The following is a 25,373-nucleotide window of genomic DNA, read 5'->3' as shown; positions in this document are numbered from 1 at the left end:
CGCTGCTGACTTTGCTCAGTGTCGATGCGTCACCTTATGGCCCTGCCATGGCTCCTCACCGCTGTCGAAAGCTTGCCATGCAGGGTCTCTTTTTTCGGCGACTGGCGCTGGATAGGTCGCGATCAAGCCTTGCTGGCAATCACATAGAGTTTCTTCACCTTTTCCAGGGTTTCCCATACACCGCAAAAACCACCGGGAATCACAAAGGCATCGCCGGCCTGGAACTCCTTGTATTGGCCCTGCTGATCATGCAGACGAAAACGCCCTTCAACGATGTAGCAAAATTCGTCTTCATTCTCGTCGTAATAGACCTCCCAGGCGCCGGGCTCACATTCCCAAACACCAGAGTGGAAGCGCTCTTGGCTATCGCTGTAGTGATTCCAGGTGGTGCGCTGGGGGTTACCCTTGACCAAACGTTCTGGCTTGGGAAAGTCGATACTGGCAGGGGTAGAGGCATCAGCAAAGGAGACAAGGTCAGCAATGGTTTTAGGCATGGATAGGTTTCCTGGCGCACTATGAAGAGCATTTCATCCTACCCTAGTCGACTGCTGTACTTCATCCCCTCGGCTGATGAGCAACGCTATACCTAGATTGGCCAATGAAGCGGTTGGCTCGTTGCAGGGAGGTGCGAAGGTAGGAGGTGGCTAATCTGCCAAGCTGCGTAGAAAGGCTTCTACCGCATCGGCACTGTAGTGTTCAGCTAAGAGTGCACGTTGTTGCGCGGGGCTTAGCTGACGTAGGCGCTGGTAGTTACGTGACAGGGTAGCCAAGCCGTTTTGCAGGTGTTGTTGCAATAAGGCTGATGCCTGTTGCTGCTGACCGCTGAGCAGGGCGTCGATAATGGCGACATGTTCTTCCAGCGAGCGGCGCGGGTTACCCATGACTTTCATCGCTTTGATTTCCGGAATGCGTCGCAACTGGTTTTGCTGTTTGATGGCCTGACTGGCGAAAGGATTAGCCAAGCCGCGGATCAGGGTCTCATGAAAGTGGGCGTTGGCGTTAAACAACTGCGCAGGGTTGAGGTGTTCTGCTTGTTGCAGGAGGTGTAATTGCTCCTGGCGGAGTTGCTGCAGGGTATCGGCAGGGAGTTGCCATTCGCTGCAGGCGAGGGCGTGGGGTTCCAGCAGCAAGCGGAAACGATAGCTGGCTACCTGGCTGTCGTAGCTGCCAATGTCGGCGCAGATGCTCCATTTATAGCCCAGCTCGCGCTGTAAAATTCCTTCACTGGCTAAGCGATTCAGCACACCGCGTAGCGTCACTTTATCGCTCTGATAGTGGCGGGCCAGCTCGGCCTCACTAAAGGGAGAGGGGAGCTTGCTTAAGAATAAGTCCCCGGTGATCTCCTGATACAGAGCTTCATCCGGGCTTAAGGGAGCTGGAGTAAGTAGATTGGGTAGTTGTGCGGCATCACAGGTAAGGCGATAGCCACGGTAGGGCTCGGTTTCCAGCCACTGTTGGCTTTCCAGCCATTTGAGGGCGGCTCGAACCGGGGAGCGGGATACTTTAAACTGAGCCGCTAAGCGAGATTCGGAAATCCGGGTGCCTGCACCAGCCTGTTGCTGCTGCAGTAACTGAATAATTTGACTGGCCAGGTGGCGTTGTAAGTCAGTGGTCTCGGTTGATTCCAAAGGGAAGGTTTTCATGCCTATCACGCAATTAGTTGCCAACGATGTCCGCTACCAGGAAGGTGCAGTGCCCTTTACCGCTTTGCAGCGGGATCCACGTTTTAGTTACTGCCTTTATGTACCACCGGGATTGCCCCGGGGTCGCCCAGCCAGGGTGCTGATAGCTGTGCATGGTACGGAAAGGCGCGCAGAAAGCTATAGGGAAGCCTTTATCGATTTGGCCCAACGCTGGCAGTTGATCGTCTTGGCTCCGTTGTTTCCCTGCGGTATTGCGGGACGTTATGACCATTCCTCCTACAAATTTATTCGCTACGAGGGCATCGAGTACGATCAAATCCTGTGGCAGATGTTGGCGCAGGTGGCGGAGGATTACCCCATTCTGCAGGATCAGTTGCTGATGTTTGGGTTTTCCGGCGGTGGTCATTTTGCCCATCGAATGCTGTGGTTGCACCCGCAGCGTTTTGCTGCTGTTGCGATTGGTGCGCCAGGAGTGATTACGCTGCCAGAACCGACACTGAGCTGGTGGCGCGGCGTGGCAGACATGCACAGCCTGTTTGCCCGACAGTGGCAACCCGAACAGGTCGCGCGGGTACGTATACTGTTGATTGCGGGTGCTGATGACTTCGAAACGGATGAAATCGCTATTACCCCAGACTCTCCGCTGTGGCGTGAGGATCTGCAGCAGCTCGGTTCCACGCGGGTAGCGCGCCTGCAAGAGTTGGCGGCGAGCCTGCAACGCCAGTCTATTCCCTTTGAACTTCAGTGGTTGCCAGGGGTAGGGCATGATGCCAGGCCGTTGGCGCCAGCTGTTAATCACTTTTTTCACCAATATCTGCAGAGCTGTCAGGTGTCTGACTCTGACTAAGCGGACTGCCAACTGTTCTGCCAGCTACTAAGTTGACCTGCTTGCCAGCTAAGAGCGTTGTGCACTTGGCTGCTTGTCTAACCCCTTGCACAGATACGCTCCCTTGATGCTGTTAAATAAATAAGTTTCATTTAATAAGATAAATGTTATTGCGAACGAATTGCATTAACAGTAGTATTTTGCGTTATCAAAATACACTTTGCTAGGGAGTCTGTCATGACCTTGTCGCGCAATCTGTTTGCACTGAGTGGAGTGGCTTTGGCCATCAGCGCTACTCAGGTGCAGGCGCAAAGCCCTGTGAGCGAACAGGAAAAACTGATCATCACTGCTAACCGCCAGTTGCAACAGATTGCTGAGATTCCCGGTAGTGTGCATGTGATTGAACAGGAGGAAATTGCACGCCAGGCCGCTGCTGGTAAGGACTTGCGTGCACTTTTGGCGCAGAAACTACCTAGCCTGGGGGTGAGTTCTGAAACCCGCACTAATGCAGGTCAGCTGATGCGTGGCCGCTCAGTGCAGGTGATGATTGACGGGGTTTCACTGAACTCCAGCCGTAATATCAGCCGTCAGCTGGAATCTATCGATCTGGATAATATTGAGCGGATCGAGTCGATCTCAGGGGCGACCTCCATTTACGGTGCCTCCGCCAGCGGCGGCATTATCAATATCATCACCAAAAAAGGCGGTGGAGCAGAGCCTAGCATTGAACTGCATGGTGGTTTTAGCAGTAGTCTGCAAGGGGGAGATGATCTCAGTAAGCAACTGGGGGCAGCCATCAGTGGCAGTCAGGGACGGTTGGATTACCGATTGTCGCTGGAGTTAGAGCAAAGTGGCCAGTTCTATAGTGCCAACGGCCAGCGTGTCCTACCCGATATTACCCAAATTTCTTCCGACTACAGTGATCAGCATGACTTGATGCTGCAAACCGGTTTTGAGCTGGATGAAAACCAGCGTCTTGGCTTGACCTTACAACACTTTAGTAATGAACAGGACTCTGACCGTGCGGCTTATTTAGGCACTAATCTGGCCAATCTGCGCGGTACTGTGCCTACTGAACCTGTGGCCGGGTTGGCGCTGCAAAACCAGCCGAAAACAGACCGCAATCTGGTCAATTTTACCTATACCCATGAGGATCTGGCGGATCAGCGCCTGGACGTGCAGGTATCCCATCGGAGTGAAACTATCCGCTTTTTCCCCTTCCCGGTGATTTCCTCCTATATGGCTTATACCGCTTCGGAACAGGCAACAGATGTCACCAGCCTCAAGGCCACTCTGCAAAAGGATTTGCCCAGCTTGGATGCCGATTTGGTATACGGTCTGGATATGGAGCAGGAGAGCTTCAGTGCTAAGGCGCGCCACTTTAATGTGGCGAATGCCTTTGCCAGTGGTGGTCTGGTGTTTAAGGAAACCGGTGAGGTGGGGCGCTATCCGGATGTGGATACCGACAGTGCAGCCATTTTTGCCCAGTTAAACTGGCACGCCAGTGAGCGTGTCGCCCTAAAAGGCGGCCTGCGTTATCAACATATTTGGCAGCAGGTTGGCGATTTTGTTGGCTATGACCAGCAAAATCAGATTCATCTTGGTTCACTTGCCCGGGCTGATGCGGTACCTGGTGGTAAAACAGACTATGGCGCACTCCTGGGCAACATTGGAGTGGTGTACCAGCTGACTCCTGAGCAGGAGCTTTATGCCAACCTATCGCAAGGTTTTGAATTGCCCGATGCCTCTAAATACTACGGCCAGGGTCTGTATTCCGGCGGGACCTTGCTGAAAGGGGTATCCGTGAGTGATAGCCGTTTGGATGCGATTACCACTAATTCGCTGGAGCTGGGGTGGCGTTTGGCCAAAGGGGATTTCGACGGCCAGGCGGCGCTTTACTACAGCGAGTCTGACAAGACGGTTGATATCAACAAATCCACCTTCCTGATTAACCTGCTGGATCAGAAAAAGCGTATTTATGGCTTAGAACTAAGCGGGCGCTATCAATTTACCCCCAATTGGTCAGCCGGGGGCAGCTATCACCACTCTGTGGGTGAGACAGAAACCGCGGGGGGCTGGAAAGCCCTAGGTAAACTGGAGGCTCAGCCGGATAAACTCGTCACCTGGGTGGGCTACGAGCAGGGAGATCTGTATTTACAGTTGCAGAGCCAGACTCTGTTTGACTATGACGAAGGCTTTAAAGATGGCCAGTCCAGCCGTGCTTATGAGGGATATACCCTGGTGGATCTGCTCGGTACCTACCAGCTAGGCAAGGGTACCCTCGGCTTTGGGGTCAGTAACCTGCTTAATGAAGACTATGTCACTCTGTGGAGCCAGCAGGCCCAGGATCTGTATGGCAGCTTGGCTTCTCCGACCGCTTTTACCTTCCGAGGTCGTGGGCGTAGCTACGCACTCAACTACTCGGTCAAATTCTAAGTTCGTTTCGATTAAGGAGAGCCCGCTTTTAGCGGGCTTTAGCACTTATGCAACAGGGTTTTGAAGTGGAGGGGGTGGACTACCATCCTCAGGGAGTCGCGGTGTTGAGCGAGCTGACACTGCCTCTGCACAAGGGAAAGATTACCGCATTACTGGGGCCTAATGGTTCAGGTAAAAGTAGCTTGCTACGTCTATTAGCGGGCTTGGCGCAGCCGAGTCAGGGAGAGTTGCGTCTAGAGGGGGTAAGTTTGGCACACTGGCGCCCGGCCCAGTTGGCGAAAAGATTAGCGATGCTACCTCAGGCAAATATTCCGCCCCTGGGGTTACGGGTTGAGGAGTTGATTGCTTTTGGGCGCTATCCGCATCAGGGATGGTTTCGTCGCCTGAGTCGAGAAGACGAGTTGGCAATTGAAGAAGCCATGGCCCGCACAGAATTGACCGCGCTTAGGCAGCAACCGCTGGAGCAACTCTCGGGGGGAGAAATGCAGCGTTGCTGGTTGGCGATGGTTCTGGCGCAGGCCAGTGATTATCTACTGCTCGATGAGCCTACCTCGTGGCTTGATATGCATCACCAGCTGGGATTGCTGCGTATTGTACGTGAACTGAATCAAGACAAAGGCTGCACCATTATTTGGGTGCTACACGAATTGGATCAGGCTCGCCATTTCAGTGATGAGGTAGTGCTGCTGGATCGTGGCCGCCTGGTTGCCAGTGGAGCGCCCCAGCAGGTGTTAAGTCCTGATGTGATCGCCAAGGTATTTGGGGTGCGGATGAAGCAACTGCAGCAACACTTGGTGGCGGATTATGGTTAAGCCTTTCTTGATGTTGTGTCTGTGTTGTTGGCAGCTCAGTCTGGAGGCCGCACCTTATCAGGCACAGGGAGAGTGGGGTAAGGTCGCCTTTACCCAGCCTCCCCAACGTATTGCGGCACTCAACTGGACAATGGCGGAAATGCTGTTGTCATTGGGAGTCGAGCCTATCGGCGTGACCACCATTGAAGGCTATCGCAAGTGGCAAACGGATCACCCACCGATGCCAGCTACTGTGGCGGAGTTAGGGCGACGGGAAGAGCCCAATCTACAGCGTCTGGCCGAGTTACAGCCTGAGCTGATTCTGGGTTATGACTTCCGCCATGCCCGTCTGTTTGAACAGTTGAATGAAATTGCTCCCACCCTGCTGTTTCAACAATATGCCAAGGCGGATCAACCCCATTACAGCTATTACCGGCAGATGCACAGTATGTACCGGCGTTTGGCACAGGTGTTGGGAAAAACTGATCTGGCTGAGCAGCAGTTACAGACTCTGGAACAACAGCTGCAACAAACCCGCGACCGTTTAACCGCTGCAGGGTGGCGAGGGAAACCAGTGGTATTTGGCAAGTTTGTGGGGATGGGATACGGCTTGCGGGTGTTTGCTCCCCAGTCATTGGCAGCCAGCTTATTGCAGCAGCTAGGGTTGGACTATGCCTGGCAGCAAGCTCTACCGGGTAAGGATTTTACTCATCTGCAATTGCAGCATTTACCCCGCCTGGGGGAAGTTACCTTGATTTTAGAGCGTACAGAAGAAGGGGAGGGTATGCGCATGCGCTCCTCTCCGGTGTGGCAGCAGCTTCCTTTTGTACGGGCAGGACAGGTGTTAGAAATTGAACCCCTGTGGAGCTTTGGTGGGCCAGTTTCTGCGCAACGGATGCTTACTGCGCTGGAGCAAACGCTATTGGGCAAGGAGTCAGGCCATGAATAGCAAAATGATGGTTCATTCTTCGTCAAGTCCAGCGTATGGACTCTGGTTAGCCCTGCTGTTGCTGTTGGGCGGACTGAGTCTGGTGCCCTATTTTGAATGGCCGCTCTTGCTGGCGCATGGGGCGGTCAGTGATGCGACCTGGGCAGTGTTGACTCATATCCGTTTGCCCTCCGCACTTTTGGCACTATTGGTAGGAGCCAATTTGGCCATGGCGGGGCGGTTGTTGCAAACCAGTCTGAATAACCCCTTCGCTTCTCCCAGTACCCTCGGGGTAGGTAGTGGCGCACTGCTGGGAGCGGTGTTGACCTCCGTATTGGTGCCAGATTCCCACTATTTGGTGTTGTGGTTGGGCGCCTTTGTTGGGGGGCTGTTGAGTGGTTTGCTGGTATATGCCTTGGCCCGTGTACTTGGAGGTACAGACCTGCATCTGGTTTTGATCGGTATGGCGCTTAGTTTAGGGCTGGGGGCGGTGAGTGCAGGTTTATTGATCTTCTATGAAAATCGCCTTGATGGTCTTTTTCTCTGGGGGGGCGGTCAGATTACCCAGGCAGACTGGAGTCTGGTGACACAGCTTTTGCCCTGGTTGGTGTTATTGCCGTTGCTACCTTTATTGCTGTTGAAGGGATTGGAGAGCTTTCGCTTGGGCGAATCCCAGGCACGCAGTCTGGGTATTGCTACTGAACGCTGGCGTTGGTTGGCGCTTTTTATTGCGATCCTGCAAGCCTCATTGGTGATTAGTGCTGTAGGCATTATTGGTTTTGTTGGGTTGTTGGTGCCCCATGCGGTTAACTTGATGCGTCTGCGTCCCGGTTATCCGCAATGGCTCATGACATTGGCGTTGGGTGCGCTCTTGGTACTGCTGGCAGAAAACACCAGCCATTGGCTCAATGATGGTCAATACACTCTGCCAGCAGGGGTGATTACGGTGTTGTTGGGATCACCTTATTTGGTCTGGTTGTTATTAACCCCACGTTTACGTCGTCATACCGCGATGGAGCCTCGTCGTTTCGCCTTACCACAATTAGGCCAGCTCAGTGCTGCCACGTTGTTATGGGGTACCCTCCTGTTCGTTGCCGTTAGTGCATGGGGATTGGCCTGGGGGGCGGATGCTTCGGTGCTGCGCCGTTTGGTGATGGCGGCATTGGTTGGTTGGGGGCTGGGGCTGGCAGGTGCATCACTGCAAACCTTATTTCGCAACCCGATGGCGAGTCCGGATGTGTCCGGTTTGAGCGCTTGTGGGGTCTTAGCGATTGCATTGGTGCTGCTGTTTTGGCCGGCGTTGCCCAGACAATGGATGATATTACTGGCTTTGGCAGGCTCGCTGGCAGCATTAGCGGTATTAACACTGGGGTTACGTTTGCGTATGTCGGCGGCCCATTTGGCATTATTGGGGATCACCTTATCTGCCTTTGCCTCAACAGCTACGACTCTTTGTTTAACCTTTGGCAGTGAAACCGCAGCCTCCACCATGGTGTGGTTAGCGGGTACGACCTATGGTGCGGATTTTTATGCGTTGTCGACGCTGGCGCTGATTGTATTGCCGGCCAGTGGCTTGATGCTATTGCTTGCCCGTCCACTGGATGCCTTGCAACTAGGCGAACTGATGCCGCGCCTATTGGGGTTGCCTGTGCGCCCCTTGCAGGCTGGGGTACTCCTACTGACCGGATTGATCACCGCAGCGGCAGTCGCTGTGGCGGGGGCCATTGGTTTTATCGGCTTGTTATCACCCCATATCGCACGTGTGTTAGGGGCACGACAGCATCGCTTGTTACTGCCAGTCAGTGGCTTATTGGGAGCCGGATTAATGCTATGGGCAGATGCCTTAGGACGCCTACTACTGTTTCCCTTTGAGATTCCCGTGGGGTTGGTGGTGTCGGTATTAGGTAGTCTCTATTTTCTGTTGTTATTGCTGTTGGGTTATCGAGGAAAGAAATCAGCATGAATGCACTGCAATGCTTACTCAGTCGCCGCTCTTATCATGCTCATCAATTATGTGCTCCTGCGCCTGCCGGTGCGCAATTGGAGCGTATTCTCAGTACAGCGATGACGGCTGCCGACCATGGCAGTCTTCGTCCCTGGCGCTTTATTCTGATTGAAGGTCAGGCCATCGCGAAGCTGGTGCAGCTACTCACGCTGATTTGGCAGCGTAATCATCCGGAGGCGAGTGCGGAGCAAATCGCCGCTGGTTTAGCATTTATTGCGCAGGCGCCGCAGATTATTGCGGTAGCCGCTAAGGTGAAGCCGGAGCATCCGGTGCCGGCGATTGAGCAAATTTTGGCCGCTGGGGCGGCTTGCCAAAATGTCTTGAATGCCCTGCATGCTGAGGGCTTTGGTGCCATCTGGTATAGCGGTGAGACCTGCTATAGCGATGAGTTCAAGAAGTTGATGGGATTGGCTGTTGAGGATGCACTACTGGGCTATCTGTTTACGGGTACGCCGATACAGGTTGGTGAGCGTAAGCGAGCGTCTGTTGTCCCCCATTGCTTCAGCTGGCAGGGGGCAGGGAATTTGCAGCCGTTGCAGTTTTGCTAAGAGAGGCTTGGTGCTCACGCACCAGAGCGCGGTGCCAGCGGAAGGCTTCGTGAATATTGTCAACCAGAGCTTCATCCTGCCAGGGTTTGGTGATGATTTTAAAGATGCTGCTTTGATTAACCCCCTCAATGACGACTTGCAGATCCGCAAAGCCGGTCAGTAACAGGCGAATACTTTGTGGGTGCAGTGTTTTGATTTCAGTCAGGAAATCAATGCCGTTTTTGCCGGGCATGCGTAAGTCCACCAACACGACGCCAATATCATGCAATGCCATCAAGTCTAGCCCTTGCTCGGCACTATTGGCGGTGTAGACCCGATAGCCCTCCATTCGTAAGAGGCGGCGGATAGAGGCACAAATGCCAGGGTCGTCATCGACAATTAATAAATTTTGATGGGAAACCGTGGCTTCGTTAGGACGGCTGCGTTGCGCATATTGTTGCGCGAAGGCTAACAGTTCGTCAGTGGGGACTGCTTGGCAAATTAAGTGTCCCTGAATGGCATCGCATCCTTCTTTGTGTAAATAGGCCTGCTGCACCGGTGTTTCGACCCCCTTGGCAACGCACTTCATGCCAAAGTGGTGGGCCACATCCAGAATGCCCCGTACTACCACGGCAGAATCATGGTTATGGGTAATGTCTTCAATAAAGCTTTTATGGATTTTGAGGCCGCTCCAGGGCAGTTGGCGTAGGTATGCCAGGGAGGAAAAACCGCTGCCAAAATCATCTAGGATTAGCGCAATACCGAGTTGGTGTAGCTGTTTTAGATTGTCGAGTAATTGCTGGTGTTGGCTGGCAAGCGCTGATTCGGCTAACTCAAATTGTAGTTGCCCTTTGCTGATCTGGTACTTGCCCAGAGTGCGGGCAACAAAGTCCGGAAAGTCCTGACACTCCAATTGTTCAATGGAGAGGTTAATTGACAGGCGAGTTTGGCCAAGGGGGCCTTGCTGCCAGCTTTGCTGATCTTCGCACATGCGGGTGAGTACCCAGCGTTCAATATCGATCAGTAAGCCGGAATGAGGCAGCCAGGGTAAAAAATGTTGTGGCAAAAGAACGCCCTGTTCCGGGTGGCGCCAACGTAACAATGCCTCCAGTGCGGTAATGTTGCCACTACGCAGGCTGACCTGGGGCTGGTAGTAGAGTTCAAACTCCCCTTGGGTAAAGGCCTGATGCAGGCGGTTATGCATGGCAAAACGCTGTTGCAGGCGAACATTTAGCTCCGGCTGGAAAAACTTATAACCACTGCGTCCTTCTGCTTTTACGGCATACATGGCCGTATCTGCGGCTCGCAGCAGGGTATCCACATCCTCACCATCCCCTGGAAAAAGGCTAATACCAATGCTGCAACCAATGTGGGCCTGGTGATGACCCAGCTCAAAAGGTGGTTGCAGGGATTTGACTACTTCGTCGGCAATGAGTGCGGTGCTGTGTTCACCCTTGAGGCCAAACAGGCAAATAACAAACTCATCGCCACCCAGGCGGGCAACCGTGTCGCTGGCGCGAATGGTTTGGCGGAAGCGTTCGGCGACCTGTTTGAGTAACGCATCGCCAACATGATGGCCGAGGCTGTCGTTTACATCTTTGAAATGATCTAAATCGATAAAAAGGAGGGCAATTTGTTCATCATTACGTTGAGCCTGGGGCAGTGACTGACTCAATAGATCTTCCAACAGAAGACGATTCGGTAAGCCGGTGAGAGAGTCGTGGCGGGCCAAGTGCCGAATCATCGCTTCGTTCTGGTGTCGCTCAATGGCAATACCCGCATAGTGTGCCGCCAGATCCATCAGCCGTAGCTCGTTTTCATTGGGACTGCGGGGGTGGTCGTGGTACAGGGCAAAGGATCCCAACACCTGTTCGTTGCCGCATATGATGGGGGTCGACCAACTGGCTCCCAGGCCATAAATTCCAATCAGGTCTTGTGCCATTTCCCACAAGGGATCGCTGTGCATATCCTCGACAATAATGGTTTTACGGTGGTGCATGGCACTGCCACAGGAGCCTTGGCTGGGACCAATGTGGAGCCCCACCAGCGCTTGGCTAAAACCCGTCGGCAGTTGACGGCTCAGGCTGGTAATCACTTGGCGTTGCTGTTTATCCAACAGCAGTATCGAACCCTTTAACCCTTCGCATTGTTCCTCTATTAGCGTGATGAGGTTGGTGAGGACTTCGTTGAGGGGAAGGTTACGGGCAATTTGTTCCAATAAGCGACTTTGTGCCGCACGGAATTCCGCCTCTTGCTGAATTTCCTGTAAGTGCTGACGGAGCTGCTGTTGGCTAAGGCGCAGGCTAAGGTGGGTTTGAATCCGCGCGAGCACTTCGGCTAGTTGGAAAGGTTTGCTGACAAAATCGACCCCGCCGGCCTCAAATCCCTGCACTATATCCTCAACGGCATTTAATGCCGTCATAAAAATCACGGGAATATCCGCAGTCTCGGTGTGTTGCTTGAGTTGGCGGCAGGCGGTAAAGCCATCCATGCCGGGCATTAGCACATCTAGCAGTATCAGTGCCGGCTGAGCATAACGAGCCCGTTCTAGTGCTTCTTCGCCATCCTGGGCAACCAGTACCTCAAGATCGTGCTTAGCCAAACTGGCTACCAGCACCTCCAGATTAGCTGGGGTGTTGTCGACGATCAGTATGCGAGGTTTGGGCATATCGCTCATAGGGCGTGACGCATCCTACCTGAAAGCCGCACCGATAAGGCCAGCTTTCGCTTAGTTTAGCTAATTTCGCGCTCCACACCTTGAGAGCATTGTTCAGGTGAGGCTTTTTCACTTGATAGGGAGCTACTGTTAGTTTGGCAAGGGGAGAGCAAGGCGTGGCTATAAATAGGTGGAAAGTGGCGGTAAAGGAGCAGCGCTGCTGACTTTTTAACCTCAACGATCGTGACTATAAAGACACTATCAGTCAAAAGCATGGCGTGATGGTTTGCTCAGTTGCCACTGTGTTGATGCCATAGTCTTGATGATAGGAGGGGGCGATGCGCTGGTTAATAGCGATATACCTGGGCTTGTACAGTGCGATGAGTGTTGCTGCGCTGGAAGGCAAAAAAGTGCTCTATCTTGATTCCTACCATCCGGGTTACGAGTGGAGTGATGGCATATTACGTGGGGTTAAATCAGTACTGAGCGATACCGGCGTGTTGCTTGAGGTTCACTATATGGACACCAAGCGTAATCAGGAGCTTTCATTTATTGAAAATGCCGGACGTGAAGCCAAGCAAAAAATTGATGAATTTAAACCCGACGTTCTAATCGCCGCAGATGACAATGCTTCTGAATTCCTGGTGATGCCGTATTACCGCAACGCTGATTTGCCAGTTATTTTCTGTGGAGTGAATTGGGATGAGAAAAAATACGGCTATCCCTATAGCAATACGACGGGAATGGTTGAGGTTGATCCTATTGAACCGATGTTGGAATACTTTGCCTATTTCACCAAAGGTGACCGTTTTGCTTATGTTTCTGGTGATACCTTGACGGATCATGTTATTTATCGAGAGATTAATGAGCGTTACTTTGCAGGTAAGCTGCAGTTTTATGTAGTGAAGGACTTCTCCGAGTATCGTCAGTTAATTAAGCGTATCCAGCATGAATTGGATGGCTTGATTTTAAATAATAATGTAGGGATTGCTGAGTGGGATCATCAGCAAGCGGTGGCTTTTTCGGAGACTGAGATCGTCATCCCCACGAGTACTACGGCACCCTGGATGGCGGAATATACCCTGTTTGCGGTGGCTAAGTTCCCGGATGAGCAGGGGGCCTGGGCAGCGAGGGCAGCCTTGGACGTGTTGGAAGGAAAAAGGGTAGACCAGATACCCTTAACCACAAATCGTTTCTCAATCTTAACTGCCAATATGCGTATTGCTAAACAGCTTGGAGTGACTTTCTCATTAGATGATTTACAGCGTGCCCGTTTAATTAAGTAGTAGGGGAAGCCTTTGCGCCTGCATGTTAAAACGAATTTATTTTTGCTGGCTATTTTGTTGCCATTGTCGCTGATTATTTTGGTGTTAGGGGTTTATACCCTGAATAAGGTGGTGAAAGAGCTAAGCAGTGAACTACTTTCCCAGCAGGTAGAGGAGATTCATGAGGAAGTAGAGGATGCCTATTATACGTTGCAGCGAGCAGGGGTGGTGACTTCTCCCCAATATATTCGCCAAGCACAGACTGCACTATTTAAGCGTTTCCGTGAGCGCCGCCGTTTTTTTGAAAGTGAAGAGGTATTGATATTGAGCCTGGCGGGGGAGGTATTGATGCACCCCAGCCGAGATTATCGTTCTCTGATGCCAGAAGAAAAAATGCGCAAATTGCGAGGAGAGCCAGGCAGCCAGTCGATATTTCATTATCAGGGACAGGAGGGTAGCCATTATGTGATGGCGCGTGCGTTGTTTCCGGCTTGGGAGTGGTTGCTGCTGGTGCGGGTAAGTGAGGATGAAATCTACGCCAAGCGTAACCAGTATGTCCTGCAAATGACGTTGTTTAGCCTGGCGTTTTTGTTGTTAACGTTATTTATTGCCAGGCGCTTGGCTGGCAAGTTAGTCAAGGCAACGAATAAAGCCCTGCACTGTATCAATCAAGCGGCGGAGGGCAAGTTGTCTGCCCGTATTCAAGGTGTGCGTGGCCAGGACGAAATGGCGAATTTGGCTCAGGGTATTAATGCCATGTTGGCAAGAAGGGAGGTGGTGGAAAGTCAACTGGTGCAGGCCAACGTGCAAATACAGCAGGTTAATCGTGAACTGCAGCAGGCACTGACCCAGGCACAGCAGATGTCGTTACTGGCTGAGCAAGCCAGTGGGGCCAAAAGTCGCTTCCTGGCGATGATGAGTCATGAACTCCGCACCCCTTTGAACGCCATACTGGGATATGCCCAGGTGTTACAGCAGCACCCGCAGGCAGCTCCAGTCACCGAAGGTTTGGCCTCCATCCAGGACAATAGTGAATACCTGCTGGCCTTGATTAATAACCTACTGGATCTGGCCAAGATAGAAGCCGGTAAATTGGAGTTAACTCCCCAGCGTTTTGCCGTGGCTGAATGGTTAGCCTCAATCGAGCGACAGGTTACGATCAAGGCGCATCTCAAAGGGCTGGCATTAGAGTGTGATTATCAACATCTGCCGGCTTGGGTAGAGGCTGATCCGGTCAAATTGAAGCAGATACTACTCAACCTGCTGAGCAATGCGGTGAAGTTTACCGAGCAAGGGCAGGTGTGCTTGCAGGCGCACTGGTTGCAGTCAGATACCTTGATGCTGGCGGTAGAGGACACTGGTTGCGGTATTGAGGAAGCCGCGCTGGAGCGAATTTTCAATCCCTTTGAGCAGCAAGGTGAACAGTTGCATAAGCACATGGGCACTGGACTCGGCTTGGCAATTAGCCAGCAGTTGGTCAGGTTGATGGGGAGTGAGTTGAAGGTAGAAAGTACGCCAGGGCAGGGGAGCCGTTTTTATTTTCAATTGCAGTTGATGGCCGGTGGGGAGCTGGCACCACAGCAACCCTCCCTTAGCAGCCAACGCGTTTGGCCTACTTTGCCTGCAGCGTTGTACCGACAACTACAAGAGAGTGTACGCCTGGGCAATATGCAGCAAGTTACTCAGTTAAGTCAGCAGATTGCGAACCTAACCGATGGTGCTGTGTTAGCCCAGCAACTTGCGACTTTGGCACAGCAATATCGTAGTCGCGAGCTGTCGGTGTTGATTGAACAGTTAGCTGTTCAATCAGGGCAGGCAAAGGGTGAGCAGCAGGAGGGTGAGCAATGAGCGTTAAGTACGGGTGGCTGTGTGGCTTAGCAATGGCGTTGGTCTGGCTGGTTCAGCCAGTGCAGGCCGCACCAGCACGCATTCTCTATGTTGATTCTTACCATCCTGGTTATGCCTGGAGTGATGGTATTTTGGCGGGATTGCGCCAGCAACTGGCCGGGGCAGATGTAGAGTTAGTGGTGCACTACATGGATACCAAACGCAACCGCTCTCAGCCGGAAATGATCAGTGCTGGGCAGATTGCTCAAGAAGCTGCCCAGGCGATCAAACCGGATCTGATTATCGCCTGTGATGATAATGCGGCGCAGTATTTCATCCGCCCCTATTATGCCGACGGCCCCATCCCCGTATTGTTTTGTGGCCTTAATTGGGATGCCAGCCAGTATGGTTTTCCCACTCCTTATGTGACCGGCATGGTTGAAGTTGAGTTGTTGGATTCGCTACTACGTTTATTGCAAGAGGAGGCCAAGGGTAGCCGCATTGGCTTTTTATCAGTGGACTCCTCGACGGATAGGAAAAAGCTGCATTGGATGGTGGAGCAAATGGGCATCCAGTTTACTCAGGTGGCACTGGTGAACGAGTACCAGGAGCTGAAGCAAGCTTACCAGCAGATGCAGCAGCAGGTTGATGTGTTGTTTTTCTCGAATCAGGAAGGAATTCGGGGCTGGGATGGACAAGACTTTAAGCACTGGGTTGCGACCACGACTAAGGTGCCGGTCGGTACCGTTAATGAGTGGTTAAAGGAGTATTGTTTGCTTTCACTGGTCAAGGTGCCTGAAGAGCAGGGGCAGTGGGTGGGGCAGACCAGTTTGCGTGTGTTAGCGGGTCACCCCATCAGCAGCATTGCGCCGGTGACGAATAAGCTAGGCAACCTGTGGCTCAACATGGCGTTAGCTGAGCAGTTGGGTATTGTGTTTAAGCCCGCTTTGCTAGCCTGGGGGCAAGTGGTGCCTATGGCTGATACCCCTTAAGGGTTGTATCACGCCATGCTACACAATATAAAACAGTGAAGTCAGGGGACTCACAACAGGAGTGGAGCATGCCATGCAAGAGCGTCGTAAAGGGCCGGATATCTGGCTGAAAATGATGCTTATTCTTAACCTGCTGGCCTGGGTGTTGTTTATCGCCAGTTTATCGGTGCTGCATATGACCCAGCCTGAGCAGGCGAGCATCTTGACTCGCTTCTACCAGATCGAACTACGTAGCGAGTGGCTAGCCTGGGTCATGTGGATCTTGCCGCTTTCTGCTGCTATCGGATTCTGTACCTTTGCCGCCATCTTAATTAATGCCAAACGCAAGCGTCGCCGAGATGATCAGTGGCACCTCAGTACCTGGGGGTTGCTTGCCACCGCACTTGGCATGGCCTTCTATGTGAGTGGGCTGTAGCAGGGGGGGAGCTAACTCCACCACCACAGCAGTAGCGCATATCCACTGGTGAGGGAGGAAACTAACAGTGCCTTACCTGGCCAGGATAAGCCTTTCAAACCAGGCAGCCAGTAGGCTACATAAGCCAAGGCCACCAGCATGGTTACCACATGCAGACTAATCACCAGGGGATACATTGTTGTTCTTCGTATTGGCGTGGGGAAACCAATAATACTTTAGGGGTAGAAAATAACCAGTTTGACGTCTAAATATTGAGTTATCTTTGCGCTGCTCTGAGAGGTTTGCGATGTCCCTTTCTTGGTTTGGTATCCGCGAAAAGCTGTTGGTAGCGTTTTTGGGAGTGGTGTTAATCATCCTTCTGGTGGCCAGTGGCTTGTTCTATCAAAAGGCGTATCAACTGCTAGAAACCTCCATCAAAGAGCAGTTATCGATGCTGCATCAGAATATGTCAGAACGTTTGGGGGCTCGCTTGGAGGCCGCTGAAACGGTCGTAGGACAAATCGCCAGCCGGACACAACTACGACAATTATTAGCGACGCAGGATCGCCAGAGCGAAGCTACGTTACAGCGTTTACGGGTGATTTTGGCCGATGCTAAGCAAGCAAGCAGTTGGATACAGGGGGTAGCACTGTACGATGTGAATGGGCAGTGGGTGACCGGTGACCGCCAAAGTTTGTTTAAGCCTGCGCTAACTCTAGAGGCTGACTCGCGCCGTGGACAATGGTTGTGGAGCCAGCAGCTGGACGATTACATGCTCTATTTTCGTCCGCTCTACCAACAGGAGCAGCTTATTGGTTATGTTGGCAGCGCTTTTGATACTGACCTGATCACCGACAGCTTGAGGGGAATTGCCAGTCGCGGAGGAGTGGAAGTCATCATCGTGCAGGAGGGCGATCCTAACCAAACGCAATTTTTAGCCTCCTCTAACGATCTGATTAGCGAGACCCCCTCCCTTAAATTTAATCCTTTTCAACTCAAAACTGCTGGACAGCTGATGGTGGTGGATGGCAATGACTATCGTGAAGTCCCTGTATTGGGGATGGTGGGGCGATTGGCTCATTACCCCCTGGGCTTGATAGTCAAAGCGGATAAGGCCGTGACCTTTCAGCCCCTGACAGAACTCACGCAAACCCTTGCTTTGCTATTTCTCGGTGCGCTGTGTTTAGCCCTTTTGATTACCTTTTTACTCTCGACCACTTTAACCAAGCCTATTGTCGATATGACCCAGGTTGCCACCCTGATTGCTTCGGGGGATATGGAGCGGCGCATTGCTATGTCCAGTCGGGATGAGCTGGGCACACTTGCTGCGGCGATGAATCGAATGGCGGATAACCTGGTGACGGCTCAGCGCCAATTGCAACGACGGGTGAATGTGCAAGAGCAGCAAATGCAGGAGATGGGGCAGAAATTGCTACATGCCAACGAAGAGCTGCTGCGTTTATCCCGTCGGGATGGGCTGACTCAGCTGCATAACCGCATCAGTTTTGATACTCAACTGGCACAGGAGTGGAATAGGGCTAAGCGTGAGCAGACCCCGGTTGCGCTGATTATGATGGATGTCGATTACTTTAAGCGTTACAACGATGCGCTGGGCCATCCCGCGGGTGATGAAGTGCTCAAGCATATTGCCACGTTGTTATCGTGCCAGGCACAACGCTCTGGTGAGGTGGCGGCAAGGGTGGGGGGAGAAGAGTTTGCCTTGCTCTTACCTGGGGTCGATCTGGCCAGGGCAAGGGTGACGGCAGAGCGCGTCCGTGCTCAGTTGGCGGAACTTGGGTTACCGCATCCAGACTCACCCGCTAACAGCCACGTCACCCTGTCTATCGGCATTAGTGCCAGGGTGCCCGATATGGAATCCACCTCCGATACCTTGCTTAAGGAAGCGGATAACGCCCTTTATGAGGCCAAGGCCCAGGGGCGTAATCGTATTTTTGCGCTCCTTGAGTAACCCCTGCCTGACTTTACCCATAAAGATTCTTACCTTGAAGGTCATCGGCTAATGAGTCGATGGCTTGCTATTTTTTTGTTTAAAAACAGATAGTTAGATGCTGATGTTGATGTACTCCCAAGGGGGTAGAACATCAACTGCCCGCACCAAGGGGCCAGAGGCTGGTTGATTTGCGTCAATATTCGCAAGCCCCGTCTTCCTTACCTTGCTCTCAGACGCATGGCAGTTCCCCATGCAGCTGACGGGCGGGATCTTCCCTCCCACACCAACCCTTCGCAGATAAGGGTGCCTTGATTAGCTGGGAACTTCCGTCCCGGGATGTGAGGTTTCAGGAGAGAAGACGATGAGTCACTTACTCGACCGATTGAAGTACTTCAAAAGACGCCAAAACGAAGAAAGTTTTGCCGATGGCCATGGTACCAAGACTGACGAGAGTCGCGCTTGGGAAGATTCCTATCGCCAGCGTTGGCAGCACGATAAGATCGTCCGTTCTACCCACGGGGTCAACTGCACCGGCTCCTGCAGCTGGAAAATCTATGTCAAAAATGGTCTGGTGACCTGGGAAACCCAGCAAACCGATTATCCCCGTACCCGTCCTGACCTGCCTAACCATGAACCCCGTGGTTGTCAGCGTGGGGCCAGCTACTCCTGGTACATCTACAGTGCCAACCGCCTCAAGTACCCGCTGATGCGTAAGCGCCTGATGCAGATCTGGCGTGCGGTACGACAAAACCACAAGGACCCGGTCGAGGCCTGGACCAGCATTGTTGAGAACCCGATCAAAGCGAAAGAATACAAGTCCGCCCGCGGTATGGGCGGTTTTGTCCGTTCCTCCTGGGATGAAGTGAACGAGCTGATTGCCGCTGCTAACGTCTACACCATCAAAAAGTATGGCCCTGACCGGGTGATTGGCTTCTCGCCGATTCCGGCGATGTCGATGGTGTCCTACGCAGCCGGGTCACGTTACCTGTCGATGATCGGTGGCGTGTGCATGAGCTTCTACGATTGGTACTGCGACTTGCCTCCTGCCTCACCGATGATTTGGGGCGAGCAGACCGATGTGCCTGAATCCGCTGATTGGTACAACTCCAACTACATCATCGCCTGGGGTTCCAACGTGCCCCAGACCCGTACCCCCGATGCCCACTTCTTCACCGAAGTCCGTTACAAGGGCACCAAGACCGTGGGGATTACCCCGGACTATGCCGAAGTCTCCAAGCTGTGCGATATCTGGATGCACCCCAAGCAGGGTACTGATGCCGCCCTGGCAATGGCGATGGGCCATGTGATTCTGAAAGAGTTCCATGTCGATAAACCCAGCGCCTACTTCGTTGATTACTGCCGTAAATACACCGACATGCCCAACCTGGTGCTGTTGGAAGCGCGTGACAACGGCAGCTATGCCGCCGGTCGTTTTGCCCGTGCCTCCGACTTCGCCAACAACCTCGGCCATGACAACAACCCCGAGTGGAAAACCCTGGCCTTTGATGAAAAGTCCGATTCCATGGTGGTACCGAACGGCGCCATTGGTTTCCGTTGGGGTGAGCAGGGTAAGTGGAACATCGAAGAGCGTGAAGGCAGCAAAGGTGAAGAGACCCATCTGCGCCTGAGCTTGCTCGATGCCCATGATGAAGTGGTCAAAGTCGGCTTCCCCTATTTTGGCGGGGTGGAGAACGAGCACTTCCCCAATAACCCCTTCAACGATGTGATTCACCACAACCTGCCGGCGAAAAAGGTCAAACTGGCTGACGGTAAAGATGGCTTGCTGGTCACCGTCTATGACCTGGTACTGGCCCAGTACGGTATTGACCGTGGCCTGGGTGGTGACTTTGTCGCTACCAGCTTTGATGACAACGCCCCCTACACTCCAGCCTGGCAGGAGCCGATTACCGGGGTTAAGCGCGATCTGGTGATTCAGGTAGCCCGTGAGTTTGCTGACAACGCCGACAAGACTAAAGGGCGTTCGATGATCATCGTCGGTGCGGCGATGAACCACTGGTACCACATGGACATGAACTACCGTGGTCTGATCCAGATGCTGGTGATGTGTGGCTGTATCGGCCAGACCGGCGGTGGTTGGGCTCACTACGTTGGTCAGGAAAAACTGCGTCCCCAGTGTGGCTGGTTGCCGCTGGCCTTCGGTTTGGATTGGCAGCGTCCACCCCGTCATATGAACTCCACCAGCTTCTTCTACAACCACTCCAGCCAGTGGCGCTATGAAAAACTGGGTGTGGACGAAATCCTCTCGCCGATGGCGGACAAGTCCAAATACAGCGGTTCCTTGATCGACTTTAACGTGCGCTCCGAGCGGATGGGCTGGTTGCCTTCTGCGCCTCAGCTCAACATGAATCCGTTGGCCCTCTGTGTGGCGGCGGAAAAAGCCGGCATGGACCCGAAAGACTACGCCGTGCAACAACTGAAGGCTGGCCAGCTGGCCTTTGCCGCGGAAGATCCGGATAACCCCGCCAACTTCCCGCGCAACATGTTTATCTGGCGCTCCAACCTGCTCGGCTCCTCCGGTAAGGGCCACGAGTACATGCTCAAGTATCTGCTTGGCACCAAGCATGGTGTGCAGGGTAAAGACCTGGGTGTGGAAGGCGGCGCCAAGCCTGAAGAAGTGGTCTGGCATGACGATGCCCCCGAGGGCAAGTTGGACCTGCTGGTGACCCTGGACTTCCGCATGTCCACCACCTGCCTGTATTCCGACATCGTGTTGCCCACTGCCACCTGGTATGAAAAGGACGACCTGAACACCTCCGACATGCACCCCTTTATTCATCCGCTGTCGGCGGCAACCGACCCCGCTTGGGAAGCGCGTTCTGACTGGGATATCTACAAGGGCATTGCCAAGGCTTTCTCCCAGGTGTGCCAAGGCCACCTCGGTAAAGAGAAAGACCTGGTGACCCTGCCGCTGTTGCACGATACCCCGGCAGAGCTGGCGCAGCCGCTGGAAGTACAGGACTGGAAAAAAGGCGAGTGTGAGCTGATTCCGGGTAAAACCGCTCCGGCAATGCTGGTGGTGGAGCGGGATTATCCTGCAACCTATGAGCGTTTCACCTCCGTCGGTCCCTTGCTGGAAAAACTCGGCAACGGTGGTAAGGGCATCACCTGGAATACCCAGAAGGAAGTCGACTTCCTGCGTGAGCTTAACTACACCAAGGCCGAAGGCCCTGCGGCCGGTCAGCCGAAGATTGAAACTGCCATTGATGCTGCCGAGGTGATTCTCTCCCTGGCACCAGAAACCAATGGTCAGGTAGCAGTCAAGGCGTGGGAAGCCCTGGGTAAGGCAACTGGGCGTGACCACACCCACCTGGCCAAGCCGAAGGAAGAAGAGAAAATCCGCTTCCGCGATGTGCAGGCGCAGCCACGTAAGATCATTTCCTCACCGACCTGGTCAGGTCTCGAAGATGAGCATGTGTCTTACAACGCCGGTTACACCAACGTCCATGAGTTTATTCCCTGGCGTACCCTGACAGGCCGTCAGCAGTTCTATCAGGATCACCCCTGGATGCGAGACTTCGGTGAGGCGCTGCTGTCCTACCGTCCGCCGATTAACACCAAGACCATCGCGCCGATGAAGGATCAGCGTACCAACGGTAATCCTGAGATCGCGCTGAACTGGATCACTCCGCACCAGAAGTGGGGTATCCACTCCACCTATACCGACAACCTGCTGATGCAGACTCTGTCCCGTGGTGGCCCGATCATCTGGTTGTCGGAAATCGATGCCAAGAAGATCGGTGTGGAAGATAACGACTGGGTGGAAATCTTCAACGTCAACGGTGCCATTGCTGCCCGTGCGGTGGTGAGTCAGCGGGTGAACGAGGGCATGACCCTGATGTATCACGCTCAGGAGCGCATCATCAACGTGCCCGGCTCTGAAATCACCGGCACCCGTGGTGGTATCCACAACTCCGTGACCCGGGTATGCCCGAAACCGACCCATATGATCGGTGGCTATGCCCAGCAGTCTTACGGCTTTAACTACTACGGCACCGTGGGCTCTAACCGTGATGAGTTCGTCGTGGTACGCAAGATGAAGAGCATCAACTGGCTTGATGGCGAAGGCAACGATTACGTTCAGGAGGCCGCCAAATGAAAATCCGTTCCCAAGTAGGCATGGTGCTGAATCTGGACAAGTGTATCGGCTGCCATACCTGTTCCGTGACCTGTAAGAACGTCTGGACTACCCGTGAAGGGATGGAGTACGCCTGGTTTAACAACGTCGAGACCAAGCCTGGTATCGGCTACCCGAAAGAGTGGGAAAACCAGGACAAATGGAAGGGCGGCTGGATTCGCAAGGCTGATGGCAGCATCGAACCGCGTATCGGTGGCAAGTGGCGGGTGCTGGCGAATATTTTCGCCAACCCTGATCTACCGGAAATCGATGACTACTACGAGCCCTTTGATTTCGACTACCAGCACCTGCACAACGCTCCGGAAGGCAAGCACCAGCCGGTCGCTCGTCCGCGCTCACTGATCTCCGGTGAGCGGATGAAGAAGATCGAGTGGGGCCCCAACTGGGAAGAAATTCTTGGTACCGAGTTTGCCAAGCGCTCCAAGGACAAGAACTTCGACAATGTACAGAAGGACATTTACGGCCAGTTCGAAAATACCTTCATGATGTACTTGCCGCGTCTGTGCGAGCACTGCCTGAACCCCGCCTGTGCGGCATCCTGCCCCAGCGGTGCGATCTACAAGCGGGAAGAGGACGGTATCGTCCTGATCGATCAGGACAAGTGCCGTGGCTGGCGGATGTGTATCAGTGGCTGCCCTTACAAGAAGATTTACTACAACTGGAAAACCGGTAAATCCGAGAAGTGCATCTTCTGTTATCCCCGTATCGAATCCGGTATGCCCACCGTCTGTTCCGAGACCTGTGTAGGCCGTATCCGTTACCTGGGCGTGTTGCTGTATGACGCCGACAAGATTGCCGAAGTGGCCTCCGCAGGCTCCGAGCAGGACCTGTATGAGAAGCAACTGGAAATCTTCCTGGATCCCTTTGATCCCAAGGTGATTGCCCAGGCACGTAAAGACGGCGTACCCGACTCGGTGATCGACGCTGCCCAGCGCTCGCCGGTGTACAAGCTGGCGATGGACTGGAAACTGGCCCTGCCACTGCACCCGGAATATCGCACCCTGCCCATGGTGTGGTACGTGCCACCTCTGAGCCCGATCCAGTCAGCAGCGGATGCAGGAAAAGTGCAACTGAACGGCATTATCCCGGATGTGGATTCCCTGCGGATTCCGGTCAAGTACCTGGCTAACCTGCTCACCGCCGGTGATGAAAAGCCGGTACTGCGTGCTCTGAAGCGGATGCTGGCGATGCGTGCCTTCAAGCGCTACGAGCAGGTCGAGGGAGTGAAAAACACCGAGGTGCTGGACGCCGTTGGTCTGACTGAGGCGCAGGTACAGGAAATGTACCGTTACCTGGCGATTGCCAACTACGAGGATCGCTATGTGATCCCCACCAGTCACCGTGAGCTGGCCAAAGAGGCCTTCCCTGAGCGTGGCGGCTGTGGCTTCAGCTTTGGCAATGGTTGTGGTGGTGGCGAGAGCCATACCAACCTGTTCGCTCACCGTAAACAAACCGTCACCATGGTGCAGAAGCTCGGCATGGTGAAGGAAGTGAATCCCAAGGAGCTGAACGATGCTTAGTCTGAAAGCCCTGTCCTGTCTGCTGGACTACCCCGACGCTGGCCTGGTGGCCAGCCGTCGTGAGCTGATTGACTGCTTCCGTCAGGATTCTGTCCTGACGGAGGACAGCAAAGCCGCCTTGATTGAGCTGGTGGATCAAATCTGTGCACAGGATTTGCTTGATGCGCAGGAGGATTACACCAATCTGTTCGATCGGGGCCGCTCCTGCTCCCTGTTGCTGTTTGAACACGTGCACGGCGAAAGCCGTGACCGTGGCCAGGCGATGGTTGACCTGATGAATATCTATCAGGAGCAGGGGTTCTATATCGATGCCAAGGAACTGCCGGATTATTTACCGCTGTTTCTGGAGTACTTGTCTAGCCGCTCCATTGCTGAAGTGCGCCAGTGGTTGGGGGATGTCAGCCACATCCTGGCGCTGCTCGGTGAACGCTTAAAGCAACGCGACAGCCACTATGCTGCCGTTACCGAGGCATTGCTGGAGCTGGCACAGGTGCAGGTCAATCAACCTGAACTGGCGCAAACCGTTAGTCAGGAAGAGCGGGATGATACCCCCGAAGCACTGGATAAGATCTGGGAAGAAGAGATGATCCGCTTTGGTCAGGGCAGCGCCCAGGACTGCGGTAGCAATTCAGCCATTCGTCAGCGTCGTGCTGAAGTGGAGGGGGTGATGCCGGTGAAGATCCTGGATGCCGCTGCATCTTCCAACCTGGGGCAAGTCGGCTCATAAGAGCCTGGGAGTGATGATGATGTCTTACCTGAACGAACTACTCTTTGGGCTCTACCCCTACGTGGCCGGAGCTGTGTTTCTGATCGGTAGCTGGGTGCGTTATGACCGCGAGCAGTTTACCTGGCGGGCAGGTTCCAGCCAGATGCTGCGCAGTGCCGGCATGCGCCGTGCCAGTAACCTGTTCCATGTGGGCATTCTGATGATTTTCTTCGGCCATTTGGTGGGGTTGCTGACTCCCCATGCGGTCTATGAAGTCTTTCTAACCAGTGCGGCTAAACAAAAACTGGCGATTACCTTCGGTGGTATTGCCGGGGTGATGTGCTGGATCGGTGCCTTTAGCCTGTTCAAGCGCCGCCTGACTGATCCGCGGGTACGTAATACCGGTAGCCGCAATGATCTATTGGTGATTGCGTTGTTGCTGGCTCAGGTCACCCTGGGGCTGCTGACCATTCTGCCTTCACTCGGCCACATGGACGGTAGCGTGATGCTGCAACTGGCGGCCTGGGCTCAGGCGATTGTGACCTTCCAGGGCGGCGCGGCGGCTCATATCGCCGATGTGAATGTGCTCTACAAGATTCACATTCTGCTTGGCTTGACCCTGTTTTTGATCTTCCCCTTCACCCGTTTGGTCCACGTCTGGAGTGTGCCGGTGAAGTACTTGGCTCGCTCTTATCAGATCGTTCGGGCACGGGGTTAAAACAGAATCAGACATGGTTGGGGTGGTGGGCG

19 protein-coding genes are annotated in these 25,373 nt (G+C 53.6%); 15 read left to right on the top strand and 4 right to left on the bottom strand.

The window, feature by feature from the left end:
- Positions 1-122: 122 nt before the first annotated feature.
- Positions 123-494 carry a cupin domain-containing protein gene (locus Q334_RS0114970; protein WP_027313920.1) on the bottom strand — a complete coding sequence of 124 codons (372 nt, stop codon included), beginning with the start codon at positions 492-494 and terminating at the stop codon, positions 123-125.
- 150 nt (positions 495-644) lie between these two features.
- On the bottom strand, positions 645-1,643 hold the full coding sequence (locus Q334_RS0114965) for a GntR family transcriptional regulator (protein ID WP_027313919.1): 999 nt from the start codon (positions 1,641-1,643) through the stop codon (positions 645-647).
- Here Q334_RS0114965 and Q334_RS19390 point away from each other — a divergent pair.
- From Q334_RS19390 to Q334_RS19370, 6 genes are all read left to right on the top strand, one after another.
- A complete protein-coding gene (locus tag Q334_RS19390) occupies positions 1,642-2,490 on the top strand; it encodes a hypothetical protein (protein WP_051527847.1) in 849 nt (282 codons plus the stop codon). The two genes, Q334_RS0114965 and Q334_RS19390, sit on opposite strands and share 2 nt — an antisense overlap.
- 216 nt (positions 2,491-2,706) lie before the next feature.
- Positions 2,707-4,905, top strand: coding sequence for a TonB-dependent receptor (locus Q334_RS0114955; RefSeq protein WP_027313917.1), 2,199 nt, complete (start codon positions 2,707-2,709; stop codon positions 4,903-4,905).
- 47 nt (positions 4,906-4,952) lie between these two features.
- Complete coding sequence (locus Q334_RS19385) at positions 4,953-5,717, top strand: ABC transporter ATP-binding protein (RefSeq protein WP_051527846.1); 765 nt, start codon at positions 4,953-4,955, stop codon at positions 5,715-5,717.
- Positions 5,710-6,645, top strand: a complete 936-nt coding sequence (locus tag Q334_RS19380; RefSeq protein ID WP_051527845.1) for an ABC transporter substrate-binding protein — start codon at positions 5,710-5,712, stop codon at positions 6,643-6,645. Before Q334_RS19385 ends, Q334_RS19380 begins: the two co-directional genes overlap by 8 nt.
- Positions 6,638-8,587 (top strand): iron ABC transporter permease, encoded by a 1,950-nt coding sequence (locus Q334_RS19375; RefSeq protein WP_051527844.1) that lies wholly within the window; start codon positions 6,638-6,640, stop codon positions 8,585-8,587. Before Q334_RS19380 ends, Q334_RS19375 begins: the two co-directional genes overlap by 8 nt.
- Positions 8,584-9,177, top strand: a complete 594-nt coding sequence (locus tag Q334_RS19370; protein ID WP_051527843.1) for a nitroreductase family protein — start codon at positions 8,584-8,586, stop codon at positions 9,175-9,177. Before Q334_RS19375 ends, Q334_RS19370 begins: the two co-directional genes overlap by 4 nt.
- Here Q334_RS19370 and Q334_RS19365 read toward each other — a convergent pair.
- Entirely contained in the window at positions 9,131-11,824 is a 2,694-nt protein-coding gene (locus Q334_RS19365; RefSeq protein WP_162157440.1) for an EAL domain-containing protein, read from the bottom strand. The two genes, Q334_RS19370 and Q334_RS19365, sit on opposite strands and share 47 nt — an antisense overlap.
- Before the next feature lie 326 nt (positions 11,825-12,150).
- Here Q334_RS19365 and Q334_RS0114925 point away from each other — a divergent pair, with 326 nt between their 5' ends.
- The 4 genes from Q334_RS0114925 (at position 12,151) to Q334_RS0114910 (ending at position 16,311) form a co-directional block, all read left to right on the top strand.
- Positions 12,151-13,098, top strand: coding sequence for an ABC transporter substrate-binding protein (locus tag Q334_RS0114925; protein WP_027313916.1), 948 nt, complete (start codon positions 12,151-12,153; stop codon positions 13,096-13,098).
- A 12-nt stretch (positions 13,099-13,110) separates the two neighbouring features.
- Positions 13,111-14,925, top strand: coding sequence for a sensor histidine kinase (locus tag Q334_RS20145; protein WP_027313915.1), 1,815 nt, complete (start codon positions 13,111-13,113; stop codon positions 14,923-14,925).
- Positions 14,922-15,896: an ABC transporter substrate-binding protein gene (locus Q334_RS0114915; protein WP_027313914.1), complete on the top strand. Its 975-nt coding sequence runs from the start codon at positions 14,922-14,924 to the stop codon at positions 15,894-15,896. The genes Q334_RS20145 and Q334_RS0114915 overlap by 4 nt, the downstream gene beginning before the upstream one ends.
- Before the next feature lie 73 nt (positions 15,897-15,969).
- On the top strand, positions 15,970-16,311 hold the full coding sequence (locus Q334_RS0114910; protein WP_027313913.1) for a hypothetical protein: 342 nt from the start codon (positions 15,970-15,972) through the stop codon (positions 16,309-16,311).
- A gap of 11 nt (positions 16,312-16,322) precedes the next feature.
- Here Q334_RS0114910 and Q334_RS20450 read toward each other — a convergent pair whose 3' ends face one another.
- Positions 16,323-16,487, bottom strand: a complete 165-nt coding sequence (locus Q334_RS20450) for a hypothetical protein (RefSeq protein WP_155889007.1) — start codon at positions 16,485-16,487, stop codon at positions 16,323-16,325.
- A 110-nt stretch (positions 16,488-16,597) separates the two neighbouring features.
- Between Q334_RS20450 and Q334_RS20140 the strand changes: the two genes are divergently transcribed.
- The 5 genes from Q334_RS20140 to narI all read left to right on the top strand — a co-directional run bounded on the left by Q334_RS20140 (position 16,598) and on the right by narI (position 25,341).
- Positions 16,598-18,259, top strand: a complete 1,662-nt coding sequence (locus tag Q334_RS20140; protein ID WP_051527841.1) for a diguanylate cyclase domain-containing protein — start codon at positions 16,598-16,600, stop codon at positions 18,257-18,259.
- Positions 18,260-18,602: 343 nt separating this feature from the next.
- Complete coding sequence (locus Q334_RS0114895; protein ID WP_027313912.1) at positions 18,603-22,358, top strand: nitrate reductase subunit alpha; 3,756 nt, start codon at positions 18,603-18,605, stop codon at positions 22,356-22,358.
- Positions 22,355-23,917, top strand: coding sequence for a nitrate reductase subunit beta (narH, locus tag Q334_RS0114890; RefSeq protein ID WP_027313911.1), 1,563 nt, complete (start codon positions 22,355-22,357; stop codon positions 23,915-23,917). The genes Q334_RS0114895 and narH overlap by 4 nt, the downstream gene beginning before the upstream one ends.
- A complete protein-coding gene (narJ, locus tag Q334_RS0114885; protein ID WP_027313910.1) occupies positions 23,910-24,644 on the top strand; it encodes a nitrate reductase molybdenum cofactor assembly chaperone in 735 nt (244 codons plus the stop codon). Before narH ends, narJ begins: the two co-directional genes overlap by 8 nt.
- 19 nt (positions 24,645-24,663) lie before the next feature.
- Positions 24,664-25,341 (top strand): respiratory nitrate reductase subunit gamma, encoded by a 678-nt coding sequence (gene narI, locus Q334_RS0114880; RefSeq protein WP_027313909.1) that lies wholly within the window; start codon positions 24,664-24,666, stop codon positions 25,339-25,341.
- Positions 25,342-25,373: the final 32 nt, after the last annotated feature.

This window comes from Balneatrix alpica DSM 16621, from assembly GCF_000619885.1.
Taxonomy (GTDB): Bacteria; Pseudomonadota; Gammaproteobacteria; order Pseudomonadales; family Balneatricaceae; genus Balneatrix; species Balneatrix alpica.
The sequence above is the reverse complement of the archived record's forward strand: the minus strand, read 5'-3'. Positions and strand labels throughout refer to the sequence as shown.